Source organism: Candidatus Defluviilinea proxima (assembly GCA_016721115.1).
GTDB classification, from domain to species: domain Bacteria; phylum Chloroflexota; class Anaerolineae; order Anaerolineales; family Villigracilaceae; genus Defluviilinea; species Defluviilinea proxima.
The window spans coordinates 3,900,055-3,917,405 of record JADKIW010000001.1; the positions used below are offsets into that span (position 1 = coordinate 3,900,055).

The 17,351-nt window shown below is 48.7% G+C and carries 16 protein-coding genes; 4 read left to right on the plus strand and 12 right to left on the minus strand.

The annotated features are described in order from the left end of the window. From IPP66_18065 to IPP66_18080, 4 genes are all read left to right on the plus strand, one after another. Complete coding sequence (locus tag IPP66_18065; protein ID MBK9927178.1) at positions 1 to 570, plus strand: DUF4340 domain-containing protein; 570 nt, start codon at positions 1 to 3, stop codon at positions 568 to 570. 140 nt (positions 571 to 710) lie between these two features. Next, positions 711 to 1,925 carry a sigma-70 family RNA polymerase sigma factor gene (locus IPP66_18070; GenBank protein ID MBK9927179.1) on the plus strand — a complete coding sequence of 405 codons (1,215 nt, stop codon included), beginning with the start codon at positions 711 to 713 and terminating at the stop codon, positions 1,923 to 1,925. Between the two features lie 130 nt (positions 1,926 to 2,055). Continuing rightward, the gene (locus tag IPP66_18075) at positions 2,056 to 3,555 is read left to right on the plus strand and encodes a glycosyltransferase family 39 protein (protein MBK9927180.1); all 1,500 of its coding nucleotides are present in this window, start codon (positions 2,056 to 2,058) and stop codon (positions 3,553 to 3,555) included. Further along, positions 3,552 to 5,030, plus strand: a complete 1,479-nt coding sequence (locus IPP66_18080; protein ID MBK9927181.1) for a hypothetical protein — start codon at positions 3,552 to 3,554, stop codon at positions 5,028 to 5,030. The genes IPP66_18075 and IPP66_18080 overlap by 4 nt, the downstream gene beginning before the upstream one ends. A 1-nt stretch (position 5,031) precedes the next feature. Here IPP66_18080 and IPP66_18085 read toward each other — a convergent pair whose 3' ends face one another. From IPP66_18085 to IPP66_18140, 12 genes are all read right to left on the minus strand, one after another. After that, positions 5,032 to 6,591, minus strand: coding sequence for a glycosyltransferase family 39 protein (locus IPP66_18085; GenBank protein ID MBK9927182.1), 1,560 nt, complete (start codon positions 6,589 to 6,591; stop codon positions 5,032 to 5,034). A 93-nt stretch (positions 6,592 to 6,684) separates the two neighbouring features. Next, positions 6,685 to 7,533 carry a protoheme IX farnesyltransferase gene (locus IPP66_18090; GenBank protein ID MBK9927183.1) on the minus strand — a complete coding sequence of 283 codons (849 nt, stop codon included), beginning with the start codon at positions 7,531 to 7,533 and terminating at the stop codon, positions 6,685 to 6,687. A gap of 464 nt (positions 7,534 to 7,997) precedes the next feature. Further along, positions 7,998 to 8,729, minus strand: coding sequence for an SURF1 family protein (locus tag IPP66_18095; GenBank protein ID MBK9927184.1), 732 nt, complete (start codon positions 8,727 to 8,729; stop codon positions 7,998 to 8,000). Further along, positions 8,716 to 9,213, minus strand: coding sequence for a hypothetical protein (locus IPP66_18100; GenBank protein MBK9927185.1), 498 nt, complete (start codon positions 9,211 to 9,213; stop codon positions 8,716 to 8,718). The genes IPP66_18095 and IPP66_18100 overlap by 14 nt, the downstream gene beginning before the upstream one ends. Next, positions 9,213 to 9,827 carry an SCO family protein gene (locus IPP66_18105; protein ID MBK9927186.1) on the minus strand — a complete coding sequence of 205 codons (615 nt, stop codon included), beginning with the start codon at positions 9,825 to 9,827 and terminating at the stop codon, positions 9,213 to 9,215. The genes IPP66_18100 and IPP66_18105 overlap by 1 nt, the downstream gene beginning before the upstream one ends. A gap of 125 nt (positions 9,828 to 9,952) precedes the next feature. Further along, positions 9,953 to 10,693, minus strand: a complete 741-nt coding sequence (locus IPP66_18110) for a heme-copper oxidase subunit III (protein ID MBK9927187.1) — start codon at positions 10,691 to 10,693, stop codon at positions 9,953 to 9,955. Between the two features lie 45 nt (positions 10,694 to 10,738). Then, a complete protein-coding gene (locus tag IPP66_18115; GenBank protein MBK9927188.1) occupies positions 10,739 to 12,430 on the minus strand; it encodes a cbb3-type cytochrome c oxidase subunit I in 1,692 nt (563 codons plus the stop codon). Positions 12,431 to 12,858: 428 nt separating this feature from the next. After that, positions 12,859 to 13,863: a cytochrome c oxidase subunit II gene (coxB, locus tag IPP66_18120; protein MBK9927189.1), complete on the minus strand. Its 1,005-nt coding sequence runs from the start codon at positions 13,861 to 13,863 to the stop codon at positions 12,859 to 12,861. A 138-nt stretch (positions 13,864 to 14,001) separates the two neighbouring features. Then, positions 14,002 to 14,469, minus strand: a complete 468-nt coding sequence (gene bcp / locus IPP66_18125) for a thioredoxin-dependent thiol peroxidase (protein MBK9927190.1) — start codon at positions 14,467 to 14,469, stop codon at positions 14,002 to 14,004. Positions 14,470 to 14,510: 41 nt separating this feature from the next. Then, a complete protein-coding gene (locus tag IPP66_18130; GenBank protein MBK9927191.1) occupies positions 14,511 to 14,942 on the minus strand; it encodes a response regulator in 432 nt (143 codons plus the stop codon). Then, positions 14,943 to 16,925: a molybdopterin biosynthesis protein gene (locus IPP66_18135; protein MBK9927192.1), complete on the minus strand. Its 1,983-nt coding sequence runs from the start codon at positions 16,923 to 16,925 to the stop codon at positions 14,943 to 14,945. Beyond that, positions 16,926 to 17,309 (minus strand): endonuclease domain-containing protein, encoded by a 384-nt coding sequence (locus IPP66_18140; GenBank protein ID MBK9927193.1) that lies wholly within the window; start codon positions 17,307 to 17,309, stop codon positions 16,926 to 16,928. Positions 17,310 to 17,351: the final 42 nt, after the last annotated feature.

A 17,351-nucleotide genomic window follows, 5' to 3' on the forward strand; every position in this document is an offset into this window, starting at 1 on the left:
ATGCGACGATCCACGATCGTTTATCTCGTACTGTTCGCAATAGTCTTTGGGGCGGCCTATTATTTCAATAGCCGCCCGAAAGACTCTGATGCTACGGCAACACCCGAAGCAACGGAAGCACCTATCGAATATTTGTTTACGGCAGAACAAGGACTTCCCACACGCATATACATCCAAGCAAAGGATGGGCAAACTGTCGAAGTGGCACGTGATGAGGCAAATGCCTGGGTGATAACTCAGCCTGAAGAGGCACCAGCAGACCAGGCGTCGGTAGAAGCGGCGGCTAGTCAAATTGGCACCATGCGAATCCTGAATCGAGTCCCTGATCTTGCCCCAGATGCAGTCGGCTTGGATCATCCTGATTACATTATCAAGGTGGCTTTTCAAAAGAACGGGGAACGAATCATTAAGATTGGTGTTCTTACCCCAACAGAGAGTGGATACTATGTAAGCGGTGAGGATGGAAGCACCATGATTGTTAGCAAAAGCTCCATCGACCCGCTTTTGGGCCTCATCACCAATCCGCCTTATGCTCCTACGGAACTCCCTACGGTTCCTGCGACGCCCTAAGCTGGTTCGACAACGAAAAAGTAAGTCTTTGTGCCGTAACATTTTGCCAAAACAGACGTCTATAAAAGAGCAATGAAAAAGTATTGTATTTCATCCGAAAAAAGTGTATTCTGATAAAAAAGGATTTTGGCATATAAATAATGGATGTAGATAAGATTTTGATGGTTGACGAGGAAGAAGAATTCCCTGCTATTGCCCGGCTTGTGGAATTGGGGCGGCAAAAGGGCTACATAACACTGGATGACATCATCCATTTCTTCCCAGAAGCTGAACAGGATGTTGAGCAACTGGAAGAGGCGTTTTCGGCTTTGTTAAGCGCAGGTATTCCGTTCGTTGAGGACGCCAACCTCGCCGAACCAAGCGAAGATGAACTTGTTGCAGTGGAAGCAACCGAAGAAGTTGAACCGGAAATTGACCCATCACTCGATGATTATCTTGCAAATATAGATACCGACGACACAATTGGTCTATACCTAAAAGAGGTCAGTCGCGTTCCACTGTTGACCGCAGATGAAGAAGTTGCTCTTGCACAACGCATTGAGCGCGGACGTATGGCACGCGAAGAACTGGCGAAAGGCAATGCTAGTCCGCGCCGCCGCACTGAGCTACGTAAGCTCATCGAAGACGGCTGGTCTGCACGTGAACACCTCATTACGGCAAACTCCCGCCTTGTGATCTCTGTAGCCAAGAAATATATGGGACGTGGCGTTCCCTTTCTTGATCTCATTCAAGAAGGAAACATCGGTCTCATTCGCGCAACCAAGAAGTTCGATTACCGCCGCGGACACAAATTCTCCACATATGCTACATGGTGGATTCGTCAGGCAGTAACCCGCGCCATTGCCGATCAGGGACGCACAATCCGTGTCCCGGTCCACATGGGCGATCAGATCAATAAATTATTGCGCGTACAACATCAACTCACACAACGTCTTGGGCGTGAACCAAGCGTGGAAGAACTGGCCGAAGCTTTGGATGTGCCTCCCAAGAAAGTGGAGAACATGATCCAGGTCGCACGCCGTCCACTTTCACTGGAAACACCGACCGATGATGAAGAAGATTCGGTTCTCGGCGATTTCATCGAAGACGATGAGGCCCCTCCGCCCGACGATACCGCCACCTACAACTTGCTAAAGGAACATCTCGGCGAAGTGTTGAATGGATTACCTCCACGCGAGGTCCGCATTTTGCAGTTGCGCTACGGCCTGCTTGACGGCCAAGCCTACACCCTCGAAGAAGTAGGCCGCAAAATGGGTGTTACCCGCGAACGTGTAAGACAGATCGAAGCACAGGCACTCAGTCGCCTCCGCCACCCAACCATCCGCAGAAAACTGCGGGATTATTTGGGAGAATAGACTTTACTCAGAAGCGGCATCGAAAGATGTCGCTTTTTGATTCAAGGCGAGTTACATCCAGAGTGACCGGTCGCGAATTACATTTTTTCAAGGATAGAAAACGCAGTAAGTATTATTATATAATTCAGGTATGAAGAATTTCATCAAGAAGACCGAAACGCGGATTATCCTCATTCTCCTTGTCGCTTTGTTTGTTCGCCTACTCGGTATTGTCTCACGTCCCATTTGGTACGATGAGGCGTTCTCGATTCTGTTTTCCGAAAAGGGGCTTGGACAAATGCTCTACGGCACACTTGCCCCCACTGGTGCAGGCAGTGCAGATATCCATCCACTGGGTTACTATACATTACTTTGGTTATGGATGAAATTATTTGGGGAATCCTTAGTCGCAACGAGAATGCTATCGATCTTTGCAGGCATTGCATCTGTTTATCTCGTTCATCAGGTTTCAAAAGAACTGTTCAGCGAAAAAACAGCAGAGACCGCCATGCTCATCACTGCACTGGCACCTTTCCAAATCCATTATTCGCAAGAGATACGTATGTACGCCTTTCTGGCGTTGTGGCTACTGCTAACGGCTTACGCATATCTACGTGGTTCAGCAACTCGCGACTGGCGCTGGTGGATCGTATTTGGAATCGCATCTGCATTAGCACAATACACTCACAATCTCGCTGCATTCTTTCTCGTTCCGCTTGCGTTCATTCCTTTGATCAAACGAGATTGGCGAACCCTACGCTCTGTAACCCTTGCAAGCGGATTTGCTATCTTGTTGTATTTACCATGGTTAATTCAGCTACCAACACAATTCGCAAAGATAGACCAAGCCTACTGGGTGATAAAACCTAATATAACAGCAATATTCACCCTGTTATTGGTCTTCACAACAAACACTCCCCTGCCCAACGCATGGCTTGCCCCTAGCTTGATATTAGCAATCCTGATTCTTGTCATTGGACTAATACAAACATGGCGTGTGCCAGAGAAAACAAATGGGCTATGGATTCTGTATCTGTCCTTTACTCCACCGACCCTGTTGTTTTTGTTCTCGCAATGGAAACCCGTATACATTGAACGAGCTTTATTACCTTCCGGTATATTCTTCTGCATCTGGTTAGCATGGGTATTCCATAACACCTACTTATCAACCGCTGGGCGCGGGTTGTTATCCGCCATGCTTGCGGTCTCGTTCATGGCAGGCATTTATCAACATGTTACTTACAACAATTTCCCTTATGGTCCATTTAAACAGATAGTATCCTTTCTGCAGGAAAGCACTCAACCTGGAGATGTAATTATTCATTCAAATAAACTATCTCTACTTCCGTCGCTCTATTTTGATCCATCTTTTCCTCAGGAATTTATTGGCGATCCCGTTGGAAGCACAACAGACACACTTGCACCCGCCACACAACAGGTATTGAAAATCGAAGCAAAAACAGATATACGGTCTGCTTCGGATAACGCAAAACGAGTTTGGTACATTATCTACCAACGTTCCATTGACGAGTATATACAAGTAGGTAAACCCACGCATCCAGATATCGAATATTTGAATTCAGAATACACTCTCACGTCACAGACAGCTTGGGATGACCTCAAGGTTCTGCTCTACACAAAAAATCCATGATGTCTCAAAATAGGATGTATCCCGCCCTCAAACTTCGTTTTTCAGACATTGTTTTCATTGCGGTTCTCTTTGTTGCCCTTATACTGGGCCAGCAAATGCTAAGCTTGGACTCCGACCTCGGACGCCATTTAACTCTTGGCAACTACATACTAGACAAACGCATCATCCCAACCATTGACCTGCTTTCCCATACCCGAGCAGGGATCTCTCGACCACCTTACGAGTGGTTATCACAAGTCATCTTTGCACTGGCGAATCGACTATTAGGACTGGATGGTGTTGTTCTATTATCTTCTCTCGTCATCGCGTTGACATTCACTCTCATCTATCAATTTGCTAATCGCAGAAGCGGATCACCCATCGTCACGCTGTTGCTTGTATTCCTTGCGGCAGGAGCATCAAGCATTCACTGGCTTCCGCGTCCACACATTTTCACGTTTCTGCTTTTAGCAATATGGGTCGAACAGCTTGACCAATTTGTAGAAGGCAAATTAACAAATATATATATCTTCCCCATCATCATGCTCTTCTGGGCAAATATGCACGGCGGATTCATCTTCGGCATTCTTGTATGGATCGCCTACTTCGCAGGCTGGCTTTGGGATGTATGGCGGAAAAAATCTGATAGTCAAGTTGGGAAAAAGCTTTTGCTAATTGGCGTTCTCTCCAGCATAGCGACGATCATCACCCCAGACCTTTGGCATAACTGGGATGCGGTCATCAACAACCGAAGTGCCTTTATCCTCAATCGAACCGTCGAAACCATGCGACCCAACCTTTTAGACACAGCGATTCTTCCATATACAGTACTCCTTGTGTTAACCGTCTTGCTGTGTGTGTTGAACTGGAAAACGATAAAGGCCCATCATGTTTTCCTTCTGGCTGGGCTTGGACTCATGTCGCTGGTAATGGCAAGGAATATCCCGCTTTTTACAATCGCATGCACACCACTACTAGCGGAAATGAGCACCAGTTTACTCTCAAAATCCAAGGTGTGGTCTCAGATTGAGCACAGATTCGCAGGATTCAATACAGAAGGCCGATCAATCTGGCCATTCATAGCTACCCTGCTTGCCGTCACATATTTTTTATACTTCAACTTCAGAAACGATCATTCGTTATATCAGTTTGACTCAAACATTTTCCCTGTAGGTGCGGTTAATTTTCTGGAAGAGAATCCACAGAGCGGAAATATGTTCAATGAATTCAATTGGGGTGGATATTTGGAATACAGGCTATGGCCCCACCACAAGGTCCTCCTTGATAGCCAAAGCGACTTCTACGGCGAGACGTTGATGCGTGAGTACGATCAGTTGTTTGCGGCTAAAGATGACTGGGAAACTTTACTCGAGAAATATCAAGTAGACTGGGCAATTGGTCCATCCAATGCACCGCTTGTGTCTGCGCTACAAAACAAGCAGAGTTGGGATGTTATATATCAGGACGCCGTAGCAACTGTTCTACGCAAGCCGTGACTCAGCGTTGTTTGTAAATCATCGCCCCATCAGTCTCATAGATAACTTCATAGCGCTTATCTGTACGCACACTTTCCACAAAATATGGAAAGGTTCTTACAACTGCAGGTCTACAATTTTCCACATGCAGGGCCTTTGAAACATATACATAATCGTATTCTGCAGGGGAAATCAACGAATCAACACAGGACACATTCTCAAGAGCACAATCCTGTAAATCGTTTTCGGCTTTGATAAAGGCTCCAAAATCCTCGCCCTTCGTCCATTCAGTACCCTGCACAGTGAACAGGCTTTGTCTTCCCGTCAATGCAGGGAACCACTCTGTGACCGAATCACACGAAACAGACGTTGTGCCAGTCAACACAAGGAAACGTGAATCAACAGGAGTATTGTTGCTCACCCAATACATGGCTTCCTGATCGTCAGGGTACAACGTCGCGGCCGATAATTGAAAACCAAATTGATACGCCGCAAAGATAAGATACAACATCAAATAAAAGGTGACATTCCTTTCAATGGGCGATACCTGATTGGACAGTTCCGTCTCTTTCTTAACGAGATTCTGCAACGCAGGAAAAATAACATCGGTCAACCCGACAGCCGCTAACATTGCCAAAGGGATCGCTGCCGGGCCAGCCGCACTACGCCCTTCCACAAAGAAGGGGATAGCCATCCATATTGGGAGGAAATAGTCCCTACGGATGAGGCGGTGTGCAACCCCAATCAACCCCAAGATGGCAATAAATGTTGCGTAGGGTTCTTCGGTAAACACAAAGAAAACAAGATTGAACACGGCAATAAGTTTCTTGCCCGTTGCCGCCGCATTGAACAATGGCTCAGTGCCGTGATAGTGAAGAACTGTCCCCCACCACGGTGTGGTGACAAGTAGAACAACCACACCAACTAAAACCGACTGGAAAAATGTATTTCGTTTACGGGAGAACATAAGCCAGAACAAAACCGCAGAGACGACCGTATGCACTGCGGCTTCGGGGTGACTCATCACAGCCAATCCGCCAAAGAGACCCGCCCAAAGAATATCAGTACGACGGTTTTCTTCATAAAGGCGCAGGACGAAGAATAAGGTCAACAGCATAAAGAACTGACCAGGACTACGTGTGAGGCCACCTCCCATCACAAACCAGGAAAAGGCCCGGGGCATAAGGGCAAAGAACAAGGTCGAGAGTGAAGCGCGGTATTTATCCTTGAAAAGCCGAAGGGACAATAAATAAAGGGCAAAGATGGAGAGCGATGCAAAAAATGAAGGAACCCATCGAAGCGCCTGGACCGCATTCATCTTGAACAGGTCAACGGTGATGGCGCCGAAATAAAATCCAAGTGGCGGATAAGCAAACGGGATATTCAAATGATTGTAGGTTGTGAATGCAGGGATCAGATAATGATTGGCGCGCAAGTCATCCACCATCACCGCGAACATACCGCCATCGTTGATCGCAAATCCCGCCAACAGAGTCAAGTTGAAGCGCATGAATACGCCAAGCACAATCGCAAGCAGTAAGATCAGCGAAGCCCATTCATCGCGCGTGATGGATTTTTTCATAAGGATGTCTCCAGCGTTTGGTTTACCCGATTCTAACATGACTGAAACAAAAGGCATCCGAGGTTTTACAAAACCTCGGATGCCTCATTTTACTTACAACACGGCATCGATCATGATTGCAAAAAAGATGAATACTAGATACGAGCTAGACCATTTATACATGCGCCATGCAAGTTTATTACCGCCATATTTCCAAACCGCCCACGCCGCATAGATGAGTGCGCCGCCCAGCACCAGCGCAGAGACTAGATACACCGTTCCCGCCAAATTGAGCATGGGAAGCAACAACGTGACAATGACCAACTCAATCGTGTACACGAGTATTTGCCTGCGGGTCTCCATTTCACCACGTACAACGGGCATCATGGGAACTCCAGCCTTCTCATAATCCTTCATGCGGACGATGGCCAATGCCCAAAAATGCGGGGGCGTCCACATGAAGATGATCGCAAAAAGGATCCAAGCCGTCCAATCGAGAGTACCGGTTGCGGCGGCGTAGCCCACAAGCGGAGGGATCGCCCCAGCCCCGCCACCGATGACGATATTCTGCACGGTCGCTTTTTTGAGCCAGACGCTGTATAAGATCACATAGTACATGATCCCTGCCAGAGAAAGTAACGCGGCAAGAGGATTCACAAAACAAGCCAGCACATAATAACTGACAAGTGACAATCCCAAACCAAACGCAAGTCCTTCCGCACTCGTCAAACGCCCATCTGCCAGCGGACGTTTCGCCGTGCGTTGCATGTTCTTATCAAGCTCACGGTCAATGTATTGATTGAGTGCGCTCGAGCCGCCCGCCGCCAATGCGCCACCGAGCAAAGTCCACAGAGTCAGTGAGAAAGAAGGCCATTGCTTTCCACCGATCACAAGCCCGCCGTATGTCGTGATCAATAACAAGCCAACGATCAAGGGCTTGGATAATGCAAAGAAATCCTTCATCCGTTGTTTTGTATCGAACACAACAGGCTTCGGGTTTTCCTCAGCCAATACACCGGAGACATACACAAGCAAAAGCAGTGAGGTCCACAGAGCCCATGTGGTCAACCTGTGCAAAAACACAAGATGACCCGCATCAGGTTGCGTCACTTGCATTGCACCGACCAACGCCTGCCCAAAGAACATCACAGCCAGAATGGTTGTCAAAGGCAATACAACTCGTTCTTCGCGTTGCTCTCTCCATGCCTTGCGGAACACGGCCAGCATCAAGATCGAAGCAACGCCCACAAGCGAGATATGCACCAACTTCATCCAACCTGCGGGTGCGGTGGGCGTGCAAATCGGCCAACCTTTGCAAAACGCTTCAGCGCCAGTCAACGAGACGATGCGCCCCGCAATCGTCAGTGCAAGCACGGCAAAGAACAACACAAATACATATCTTGAAAAAGATGACTTGAGAGAATATCTCATTCCTGTTTCCTCAAATAAAACGGATACCCCACAAACAAGATCGTGGCAAATGTGAACCACTGTAACGCGTACCCCATATGCGGGCCTTCGGTCAACTCGATCACAGGTTGCGAAGGGATCGGTGGCACAGTATCTGCTTCTTCTACATTCGGTTGAACATAAATTTTCAAAATGGGATACGGCATCTGAGGCGCGATCTTCTCGATATCGCCGTTATTCCACACCCAAAGCGGACTCCCGTCCGCAGGCAACGCGTCTGCTACGCCACCGAAAGCAGGTTTGGTCTGCCCAAGCCGCATCTGCCCTGTGACCGTGACCACACCGGGCTCATCGTACTTGCGCCAGTCTGCGGGCGCCGAATTGCCATCAGCGGGAATCCAGCCTCGGTCTACAAAAACAGCCGTCCCATTGGAAAGAAGCGGGGTCAATAGATGGTATCCATACTCGTTGCCATTGTATTGATTCCGCAAAGCGACCTGATTCTCGAAGTCATATTCCCCGGTAAACGAGACAGCCCGCCACTCCATTGTTTCAATGGCATCCGAGCCTGCAGAGTCCAAATCCAGCAAGGGCATGGCGCGCATGGACTCAACTTGCGCGTTGAATGCACGCCGCTGATCCAACCTATCCAATTGCCAGATGCCGAGGCGAGCACACACAGCCGTGCCAAGAAAAACTAGTATCGTAGTAAACAGCCACTTACGGCTGAACATTTTAAGCAGGAGCATTTTCGTTCTTCTTTGCAGGCATGGCAAAGCTATACAGCGCGATCAATATTGCCATGGGAAGGCCAGCATAGACGATGCCAAAGAGGCGTGTGCTGAGCGTAAGAGGATCATGTACATCCAGACCAAAATATCTGCCCGGCTGAAAGGTGCACTCGAAAGCCATATTTTCCACTTTACCTAGATGCATCTGCGCTGATGAATTCGCAGGGATCCACAAGGGACCGAGTTTATGATCAACCGCATCATTGTTCTTCACGGTGAGCGTATCTCCCACAACAAAGATCATATCCTTTGGAATGGACGGAGGTTGCTCCCCTCGCGCGACTTGTTCAGCCGTACCGGAAGGAATGGTCAATATTACTTCTTGAGGAGGACGCGCTGTTTCGCGCAGGAAGAGAAAAGGAACTTCACTGATCAAAGCGCCGATCACCAGGCCCATCACAAGCGATATGAAAAGTCTTTTGAACAAAAGAGACCGAGGCATTATTTACCTTCTTGTAAGAGTAAGTTGAGGTCATGGACAATATCGTCCACAGGTGTTCCAAAAATATACGAGACACGCATGTGCCCATCGCGATCGATCGTTGTGGTGCGTGCAGTATGATTTACAAGATACCCAGCCGCAGACGGGCTATCAACCACCTCGCGAAAAACACCGTACGCCTTCCATGTTTTCGAGAGTTCATCTTCTGTCCCGCTCAAGCCGATAAAACTGGAATTGAAATGGTTGACATACTCTTGTACACGTTGGGGCGTATCACGTTGTGGGTCAACCGTCACAAAAACAACTTGTACTTGTTCGGCATCATCTTTACTCAATAGCCCCAGTGCCTGATTTAGTTCCGCCAATGTGGTGGGACATACATCCGGGCAGGAGGTATACCCAAAGAAAAGAATGACGATCTTCCCACGCATCGCACTTAACTGGAGGCTGGTTCCATTCTCCTGGACCAATGTAAACTCTGGTGCAACAGGATACGGTTCGCCATAGGTTGTTCCGCGAAATAAATCGGGCTTGCCAAAAACAGTCACCCCAACAATAGTCAAGCCGATCAACAAAAATACAGCCAACCCTACTAACAATGTTTTTCTATCCATGCGGTATCCCTAAATAGTGTTTGTGAATTTGATAATTAATGATACACCCAAAAATCGGGGCGGCCCATCCGAGCCGCCCCGATCCATTACAACTCTAATCGAGTTCTCATATCGTTTTGAGTGAATTACACCAGTACTTTTCCTATGAGGTACAGCGCAGGGTAGAAGAAGATCCACACCACATCTATGAAGTGCCAGTAGATCGTGGCCGCTTCGACGGGGTAATGTTTTTCGTCGTACAAACCTTTTCGACCATTAAGCCATACGATGGCAAGGAAGACCAAACCTGTAAAAACATGGAAGGCGTGCATACCCGTCATCATGTAGAAGGCGGCACCAGCAGTGCTCGATGAAGGCGTCAGACCCTCATGCGCCGCAAGACGCCATTCGACAAAAATCACGCCGATCAAAAAGCCAAGACCGAGAATGAATGTGATCAAGGTGCTGTTGAGAAAACCTTGACGGTCGCCATTCTTCATCATAGTCTCGCCACGGTTCATGAAAAAGGACGAGACGAGGAGTACGCCTGTCACTACCAAGCCAAGTGTTTGATTCAAGTTCGGGCGGGTAAGGCCAAGCAAGTTCATGCGCATGACCAACAACCCGGCAAAAACAAAGGCGTCTGAGACCAGAAACAGCCAAAGTCCTAGTCGGTTGGTGCCAGTTTTGTACTCGTACGAGTCGTGGTCACCTTCGCTATCGGTGCTCAACTGGTAAACATGCATGTAATAGTAAACAACCAACCCCGCCTTCACGAGCGCTACAAGCACCAAAACCGTAACCGAATCAAAGGTGACAGCGATGCCAAACTCAAGCAAGGTCAGGATGCCGAGGTAGACGAAAATAAGTACGCCCTGCCCCAGCATGGATGCTTTATCTTGTTTATGTGTCATTGTATTCTTCCTCCCCTTTTAGTGTTTCTTCCCGCCATCAGCGGAAATAAATTCAACGTACTTCGAACCGGGCAGACCGTAGTCATACGGTTCACCGACCACCTCAAAGGGAACATCATAGTTATGAACGGGCATCGGCGAAGGAACCTGCCACTCGGGAGAGCGCGAATTCCAAATATTGCCTTCCGCTTTTTCACCGTTCTTAATGCTATTGAAGAAGTTGATGAAGAAGATCAAAACGGACAAGGCAATGCCAAACGCAAAGATGGTCAATAACAGGTGTGTGAAATCGAAACCAAGCGCGGGATCATAGTCCGCGATACGGCGGCGCATTCCCAAGAGACCGATGCGCATCATGCCAAAGGTCAAGAAGAGGAATGAGGGGGTCATCAACCAGAAGTGAACCTTACCCCAGAACTCGTTCATGCGGCGACCGGTCGCTTTGGGGAACCAGTAATAGATCGCGGCAAAGAACGGGAAGACAAATCCGCCGAAAATCGTATCGTGGAAGTGGCCTACGATGAAGTAGGTATCGTGTAAGTGCAAGTCAACAGAGACTGTAGCATTTGGGGGACCTGTCAAACCACCAAGCAAGAAGACGAAGATGGCTCCCACCACGAACAACATCGGTGTAGGAAGTGTGATCTTGCCCTTCCAAATCGTGGCAACCCACGAGAAGAACTTTACACCAGTAGGAACGGCCACAAGCAATGTACTGTACATGAACGGCACACGCAGGTATTCATTCATGCCGGAAGTAAACATATGATGCGCCCACACTACAAAGCCGACCAGCGCAATACCAAGTGACGACATGGCAATCCAGCGATATCCGAACAATGGCTTGCGGACGAAGACCGGTAAAAACTCCGAGATGATACCCAAGCCGGGGAGCACGAACACGTACACAGCTGGGTGCGAGTAGAACCAGAAAAGATGTTGGAAGAGAACAGGATTGCCGCCCTTCGCAGGATCAAAGAAGCCCATTCCCAACAGACGCTGGAACATCACCAACTGGAACGCAAGACCGATCAACTGAGTAGCGGTCAACGCGATGATTGACGTGGCAACGGACGCCCAAACAAAAATGGGCAAACGCCAAGCAGTCATGCCTTTGGCACGCATACGGATCACGGTTGCGATCACATTCAACGCACCTAAGATGGACGACCAACCCGCAGTGAACACACCGAGGAAGAACATTTGCATGCCAACCGGAGCTTTAGCGGAAAGCGGAGGATAACCCGTCCAGCCTGTGTCAAAACCGCCAAGCACGAGGCTCATCAACAAGAGCACTGTCGCAGGAACAGAGACCCAGTAGGCAAATGCATTCATGCGTGGGAAGGCCATATCATGCGCGCCGACCAACAGCGGAACAGCAAAGTTGATGATACCGGAGATGCCCAGCAAGATCGAAACGATCATGATCATGCCGTGCAGGGACATCAATGTATTGTAAAGTTGCGGTCCGTTCTGGCCGAAGAGACTCATATCCACGTTCAGGAACTGCAAGCCAGAAGCGGCAAGCTCGGTGCGGAATATCAAGGCGAATAAACCACCGACCGAGATCAGGAACAAAGCTGTGATCGTGTATTGAATACCGATCACTTTATGGTCGAGGGAAACGCCAAAATACTTTTCCCAACCCGGCACATCTTCATGATGTTCAAGCGTATCAATACCACGTGCCCACTTGACCCAGTCATCCATCACACCTACACCGAACAGGAAGGAAACTGCGCCCACGATGCCACCGAACACCCAAGCAGGTTCTACAAAGAAGAAACCGCCAAACAAACTCTTAACAAAGGCAATTAGGTCTGCCGGAATCCCATCACGGACAAGGAATATCACAGCACGAATGACCGTAACAGTCAAGCCGCCAATCAACGTACCCAAGATCTGGTAAACCAGCCCACGCGTGATGCCACGGTAACCATAGATCCCAAAGAAGAATGCCGTAAAGGCAAAGAGGATCGTGAACGCCGATGGGACAGAACCAGAAAAATGCGGTTTTCCAGTCACGCCCCAATCAAGTAGAAGCCCAAAGCCATACCCCACCACCCGGCAATCAGCAGAAACAGCAAACCAGTTCCTACAGAAAGTTTTCTTTTCATAATTCTATTTTCCTCCGCCAATTATTTCAGCGTCTTTATATAAGCAATGATGTCAGCGATCTGCTCATCCGTAAGGTTGAACTGGATCATTTGCTGGTTTTCATAACCAGATACGATCTTGGCCTGAGGCGCTTTGATCGATTCGGCCAGATAGGCATCATCTGCTTCCACAGAGGAGCCGTCGGACAATTTAACTGGTTCACCAGCCAGCCCAAGCCATGTGGGGCCAATGCCCGTAGTGCCATCCACCGAGTGACATGCCGCACATCCATTTGCCGCCACCAAAGCCTTACCACGTCCTTCCGGAGTTTGAGCCGCTTCAGCCGCAAGAACTGCCTGCTCACCCATCCACGTGTCGAAGTCGGCTTGCGATGAGACGATCACCGGTTTTTCCATGTAAGCATGAGATGTACCGCATAACTCGGCACAACGCACTGCATAGGTGCCGATCAGTGTCGGTGTGACGCGAAGTTCGGTTGTACGACCAGGCACGAGGTCCTGCTTGACGCGGAATTCAGGAACCCAAAATGAATGAATGACATCCCGGGATGTCATCTTCAAAAGAACCTGTTTTCCCACCGGAACATGTAATTCATCTGAGATCACACCGGTATCAGGATATTCAAATCGCCACGTCCACTGACTGCCCGTCACATTGACGACCAACGCATTGGGATCAGAAACACGTGTTTGCGCGAGATTACCCGCCCCGATATACGCCATAATCACTACTACGACCAATGGCAGAACTGTCCAGGCGATCTCAAGATTGGTATTCCCTTCAAAGTGTTCGCCTTCCCCAGTTTCCCCTTTACGTCTTCGAAAAACTACGAAGCTGTAAATCATGGGGACAACAATGAGAGCAAAAAGGAAGGACATCGCTTTGATCTGCAGATCCCAAAGCCAATCGATCGGTACAGCTTGAGCGCTTGCTTCGATTGGCATCAACCCCGCCGCACTCAAACCCATATACGTGAGAACCCCCGCTACAAGGACCAAAATTCCCACAATCACAAAATGTCGCATACGTACTCTCTCCTAATACAAAATCGAACGGGGACCTCCCTCGTCCATAACCGCTCTAATTTACCAAATTTTCCTATATTTGTCACGAATATTAATGGAAATAAAGCCGCTTCTTACTCAACCGATAATTGATTCGACCTAAGAAGCCTCATTAAACGCTGAAAGCACTTCATTACTATGCTCAGCGGGACGTACGTTCTCAAACACCTTGACGATGGTTCCGTTACCATCGATCAGGAAAGTTGTTCGCAAAACACCTTCGTATGCTTTCCCCATGAATTTCTTTGGGCCCCACACTTGATATTGATCACAGACCTTATGGCCTTCATCTGACAACAGAGGAAAAGGAAGGTCAAATTTTTTCTTGAACTTAACATGAGATGCCACATTATCTGGGCTGACACCTAAAATAACGACATTGGCTTTCTCGTATGCAGAATAATCGTCACGGAAGTTGCAGGCTTCTGTCGTACACCCTGGAGTGTCATCTTTGGGATAGAAATACAATACAACGTTCTTTCCGCGAAAGTCGGAAAGCTTGCGAAGCGTATTTGTATCATCGTACATTTCAAACTCAGGGGCAGGTATTCCGGACGAAATTGGCATAGTCTATCTCCTTTGGTCAGGCCGCTATTATACTCCGCAGATCAGCGAACAACAAAAAACCGCCGAATTTCTTCGACGGTTTTAATCTCGTTATAGAGACATCTATGTAAGCATATTTGCCTTTTCAAAGCTTCTTCCAAAGAATCGATCGTGGCAGGTTTAATGATCATGGCAGTAGCGCCCAACTTCATCACTTTGTTGCGCGTCTCAGGCTGATCATCTGATGTGATAACGAAGACCGGCACAGATGTCAGCCGTGGTTCGCGTCGAAGAAAGGAAAGCACTTCAGTTCCATCTACACCGGGCATGTTAATATCGAGGGTTATAAACTGCGGTGTAAAACCTGTTCCCAAGACAGACATGGCCGCACTCGAACCATAAGCCACGCGTACTTTGAGTCCCAGCACACCTAACATTTGCACCAATGCATCGGCCGTTTGCCGGTTATCGTCAATTACTAAACCTTCAGTCATTTAATCCTCCAAAATTATTGTGCCCATCACAGACACATCATATCCCGTCAGTTGAGAGACGGCTTTTCGGAATGCTGAGTCAGCTAAAAGTCCGAAAAGAGGCGTGAGCAATTCATCATCCGCAAATTGTTTCGGGATCACCAGATCATAGCGCTCCTGAAAGAGCGGGATGAAGTCCAGATCCAAAGCCTGTGCGGCGGCGGCAATTCCGAGGCCACAATCGGCGCGGCCTGATGCCACAGAGGCCGCAACACCAAGATGAGTATACTCTTCCTGCAAGTAGCCTTCAATGGAGTTTGAGGATATTGTCATCAAATTCAAATGATAATCAAGTAGGACGCGCGTACCAGCACCGCGCTGTCGGTTCACAAATTGGACCTCGGGCCTGATGAGGTCACTCAAGGCGTTGATTCGCTTTGGGTTTCCTTTGCTCACGATCAAACCCTGTTCACGCCCCACCAGCGCAACAACCGTAACCGGTATGTTCGGCATGTACTGACGAATGTAGGAAATGTTATATTCGCCCGTTTCAGGATTCAATAAATGCGACCCGGCAAAATGCGCCTCGCCCCGGCGAAGTGCGATCAACCCACCCTGTGAGCCGACATTCGCAGAGGCAAGCCTGCGATCACGCTCAGCAAGGAATTGTGCCATGAGGTCGAGCGTGAGATCGTGCGAACCAATGGCAAGGATCGTCCGTTCGATCTCTGCTTTGCTTCTATATAAACGGACTTGCACCTTCTCGCCCGCTTCCATGCCTTGTGTGCCGCTTGGAATGAGCGCCAACCCATCCGCCTGCACAAGTGACGTGATGACTCCCGCTCCGCGTGATAAAGGTGCGGCGAGAAGTTTATCGCCCACTTTACCGACAGCGACTCTTACAAAGTCATCATCGCCCGCAGGCGAGACGATCTTGCGCGTGAGCAATGCAGTTTCTGTTGCCAGTTCATTTGGTCTGCGCCCAAGCCATGTTGCAATGAGAGGCTCAACAAAAATATCAATAGTCAGCGCGGCAGAGACGGGATAACCGGGGACACCAACAATCGGGACGATGGACGATGGACCGTTGACCATGGTCTGTCGTCTACGGTCTATCGTCCCAAGAATGACTGGATGCCCCGGGCGAACGGCAACACCATGCACCAAAAGCGTTCCAAGGCTTTCAACAACCTTCGCAGAGAAATCTTCCGCGCCTGCTGAGGAACCTGCATTGAGTAGAACCAGATCATGTTCCTGCGCGGCTTCTTCCACACGTTGACAGATCAAGCCGAAATCATCTTTAGTGATAGGGTATCGCGTCGGCTCGCCACCCATCGCTTTGACTTGCGCCGCAAGGACGAGTGAGTTGTATTCGAGAATATCTCCCGCTTTGAGTTTGCTACCGATGGGAACGAGTTCTGTTCCCGTAGGCAGAATTGCCACTTTCGGTTTTCGCGCGACGTTGATTTCCTGATGTCCCGCCGCGGCGATGGCACCCAAATCTGCTGGTTTGAGAATGTGACCAGCGGACAAAACCAATTGTGTAGCGACAATATCCTCACCAAGCGGACGGACATGACTCCAGGGTGCGACCGAAGCGCGGATACGGATCGAAGCAGGGTCACGGATTTCTTTAGTGATATTCCCATGCTCATCGAGCGATTCAACATTTTCAATAGGAATGACGGCATTTGCCCAACCCGGCAACGGATCACCGGTATCCACATATTCAGCATCACTTCCCAGTTCAAGCGTTACCGGCGTGGACGGCATCGCTCCATTCGTCTTCACCGCGCGGACGGCAAACCCGTCCATGGCGGAGGCGTGATAATGCGGCGAAGACATCTTTGCCCAAACTGGTTCGGATGTGACACGCCCCAATGCATTTTCGTTGAGAGGGATCACTTCTGCGCCAAGCACACGCCACAAGTCTGCATCTTGAAGGGCTTGCTTCAAGCGTGCTTGAGCTTGGGAGAGAGGGATGTCGTGGAGGTAAACAGACATTTATCCCCCACCCTGGCCCTCCCCCAACATGGGGGAGGGGATTAGAGAGCTTTGTTTAATCTCATGGACTTTTGTACGAATCATATTCAGAGCCAGTGGCAAATTATTTTCAGGGATTTCTGTTTTAATTCTAAAAACGATCAAGCCCAAAGCCTCAAGGATTTCTTGTCTTGCTTCATCTACTTCTTTTTGTTGGTCATGAATAAGACCATCCACTTCTACTACAAGACGATAAACAGAATTATAGAAATCCACAACAAAATATCCAACAGGTTGTTGGCGTCGAAACTTTATGCCGTCCAGCTTTTTTCCACGTAAAGCATTCCAAAGGATTCTTTCTCCTTCAGTTGGTTCCTTACGGAACTCACGCGCGATCTCAATCATCTTACGCTTGATTTCAGGCGATACATAAATACGCGGAAACTC

What these genes read in the sequence shown, in the direction of transcription:
- IPP66_18065 (MBK9927178.1), top strand. Translation starts at nt 1, where the DNA reads ATGCGACGATCCACGATCGTTTATCTCGTACTGTTCGCAATAGTCTTT.
- IPP66_18070 (MBK9927179.1), top strand. Translation starts at nt 711, where the DNA reads ATGGATGTAGATAAGATTTTGATGGTTGACGAGGAAGAAGAATTCCCT.
- IPP66_18075 (MBK9927180.1), top strand. Translation starts at nt 2,056, where the DNA reads ATGAAGAATTTCATCAAGAAGACCGAAACGCGGATTATCCTCATTCTC.
- IPP66_18080 (MBK9927181.1), top strand. Translation starts at nt 3,552, where the DNA reads ATGATGTCTCAAAATAGGATGTATCCCGCCCTCAAACTTCGTTTTTCA.
- IPP66_18085 (MBK9927182.1), bottom strand. Translation starts at nt 6,591, where the DNA reads ATGAAAAAATCCATCACGCGCGATGAATGGGCTTCGCTGATCTTACTG.
- IPP66_18090 (MBK9927183.1), bottom strand. Translation starts at nt 7,533, where the DNA reads ATGAAGGATTTCTTTGCATTATCCAAGCCCTTGATCGTTGGCTTGTTA.
- IPP66_18095 (MBK9927184.1), bottom strand. Translation starts at nt 8,729, where the DNA reads ATGCTCCTGCTTAAAATGTTCAGCCGTAAGTGGCTGTTTACTACGATA.
- IPP66_18100 (MBK9927185.1), bottom strand. Translation starts at nt 9,213, where the DNA reads ATGCCTCGGTCTCTTTTGTTCAAAAGACTTTTCATATCGCTTGTGATG.
- IPP66_18105 (MBK9927186.1), bottom strand. Translation starts at nt 9,827, where the DNA reads ATGGATAGAAAAACATTGTTAGTAGGGTTGGCTGTATTTTTGTTGATC.
- IPP66_18110 (MBK9927187.1), bottom strand. Translation starts at nt 10,693, where the DNA reads ATGCTGGGGCAGGGCGTACTTATTTTCGTCTACCTCGGCATCCTGACC.
- IPP66_18115 (MBK9927188.1), bottom strand. Translation starts at nt 12,430, where the DNA reads ATGGATGACTGGGTCAAGTGGGCACGTGGTATTGATACGCTTGAACAT.
- coxB (MBK9927189.1), bottom strand. Translation starts at nt 13,863, where the DNA reads ATGCGACATTTTGTGATTGTGGGAATTTTGGTCCTTGTAGCGGGGGTT.
- bcp (MBK9927190.1), bottom strand. Translation starts at nt 14,469, where the DNA reads ATGCCAATTTCGTCCGGAATACCTGCCCCTGAGTTTGAAATGTACGAT.
- IPP66_18130 (MBK9927191.1), bottom strand. Translation starts at nt 14,942, where the DNA reads ATGACTGAAGGTTTAGTAATTGACGATAACCGGCAAACGGCCGATGCA.
- IPP66_18135 (MBK9927192.1), bottom strand. Translation starts at nt 16,925, where the DNA reads ATGTCTGTTTACCTCCACGACATCCCTCTCTCCCAAGCTCAAGCACGC.
- IPP66_18140 (MBK9927193.1), bottom strand. Translation starts at nt 17,309, where the DNA reads ATGATTGAGATCGCGCGTGAGTTCCGTAAGGAACCAACTGAAGGAGAA.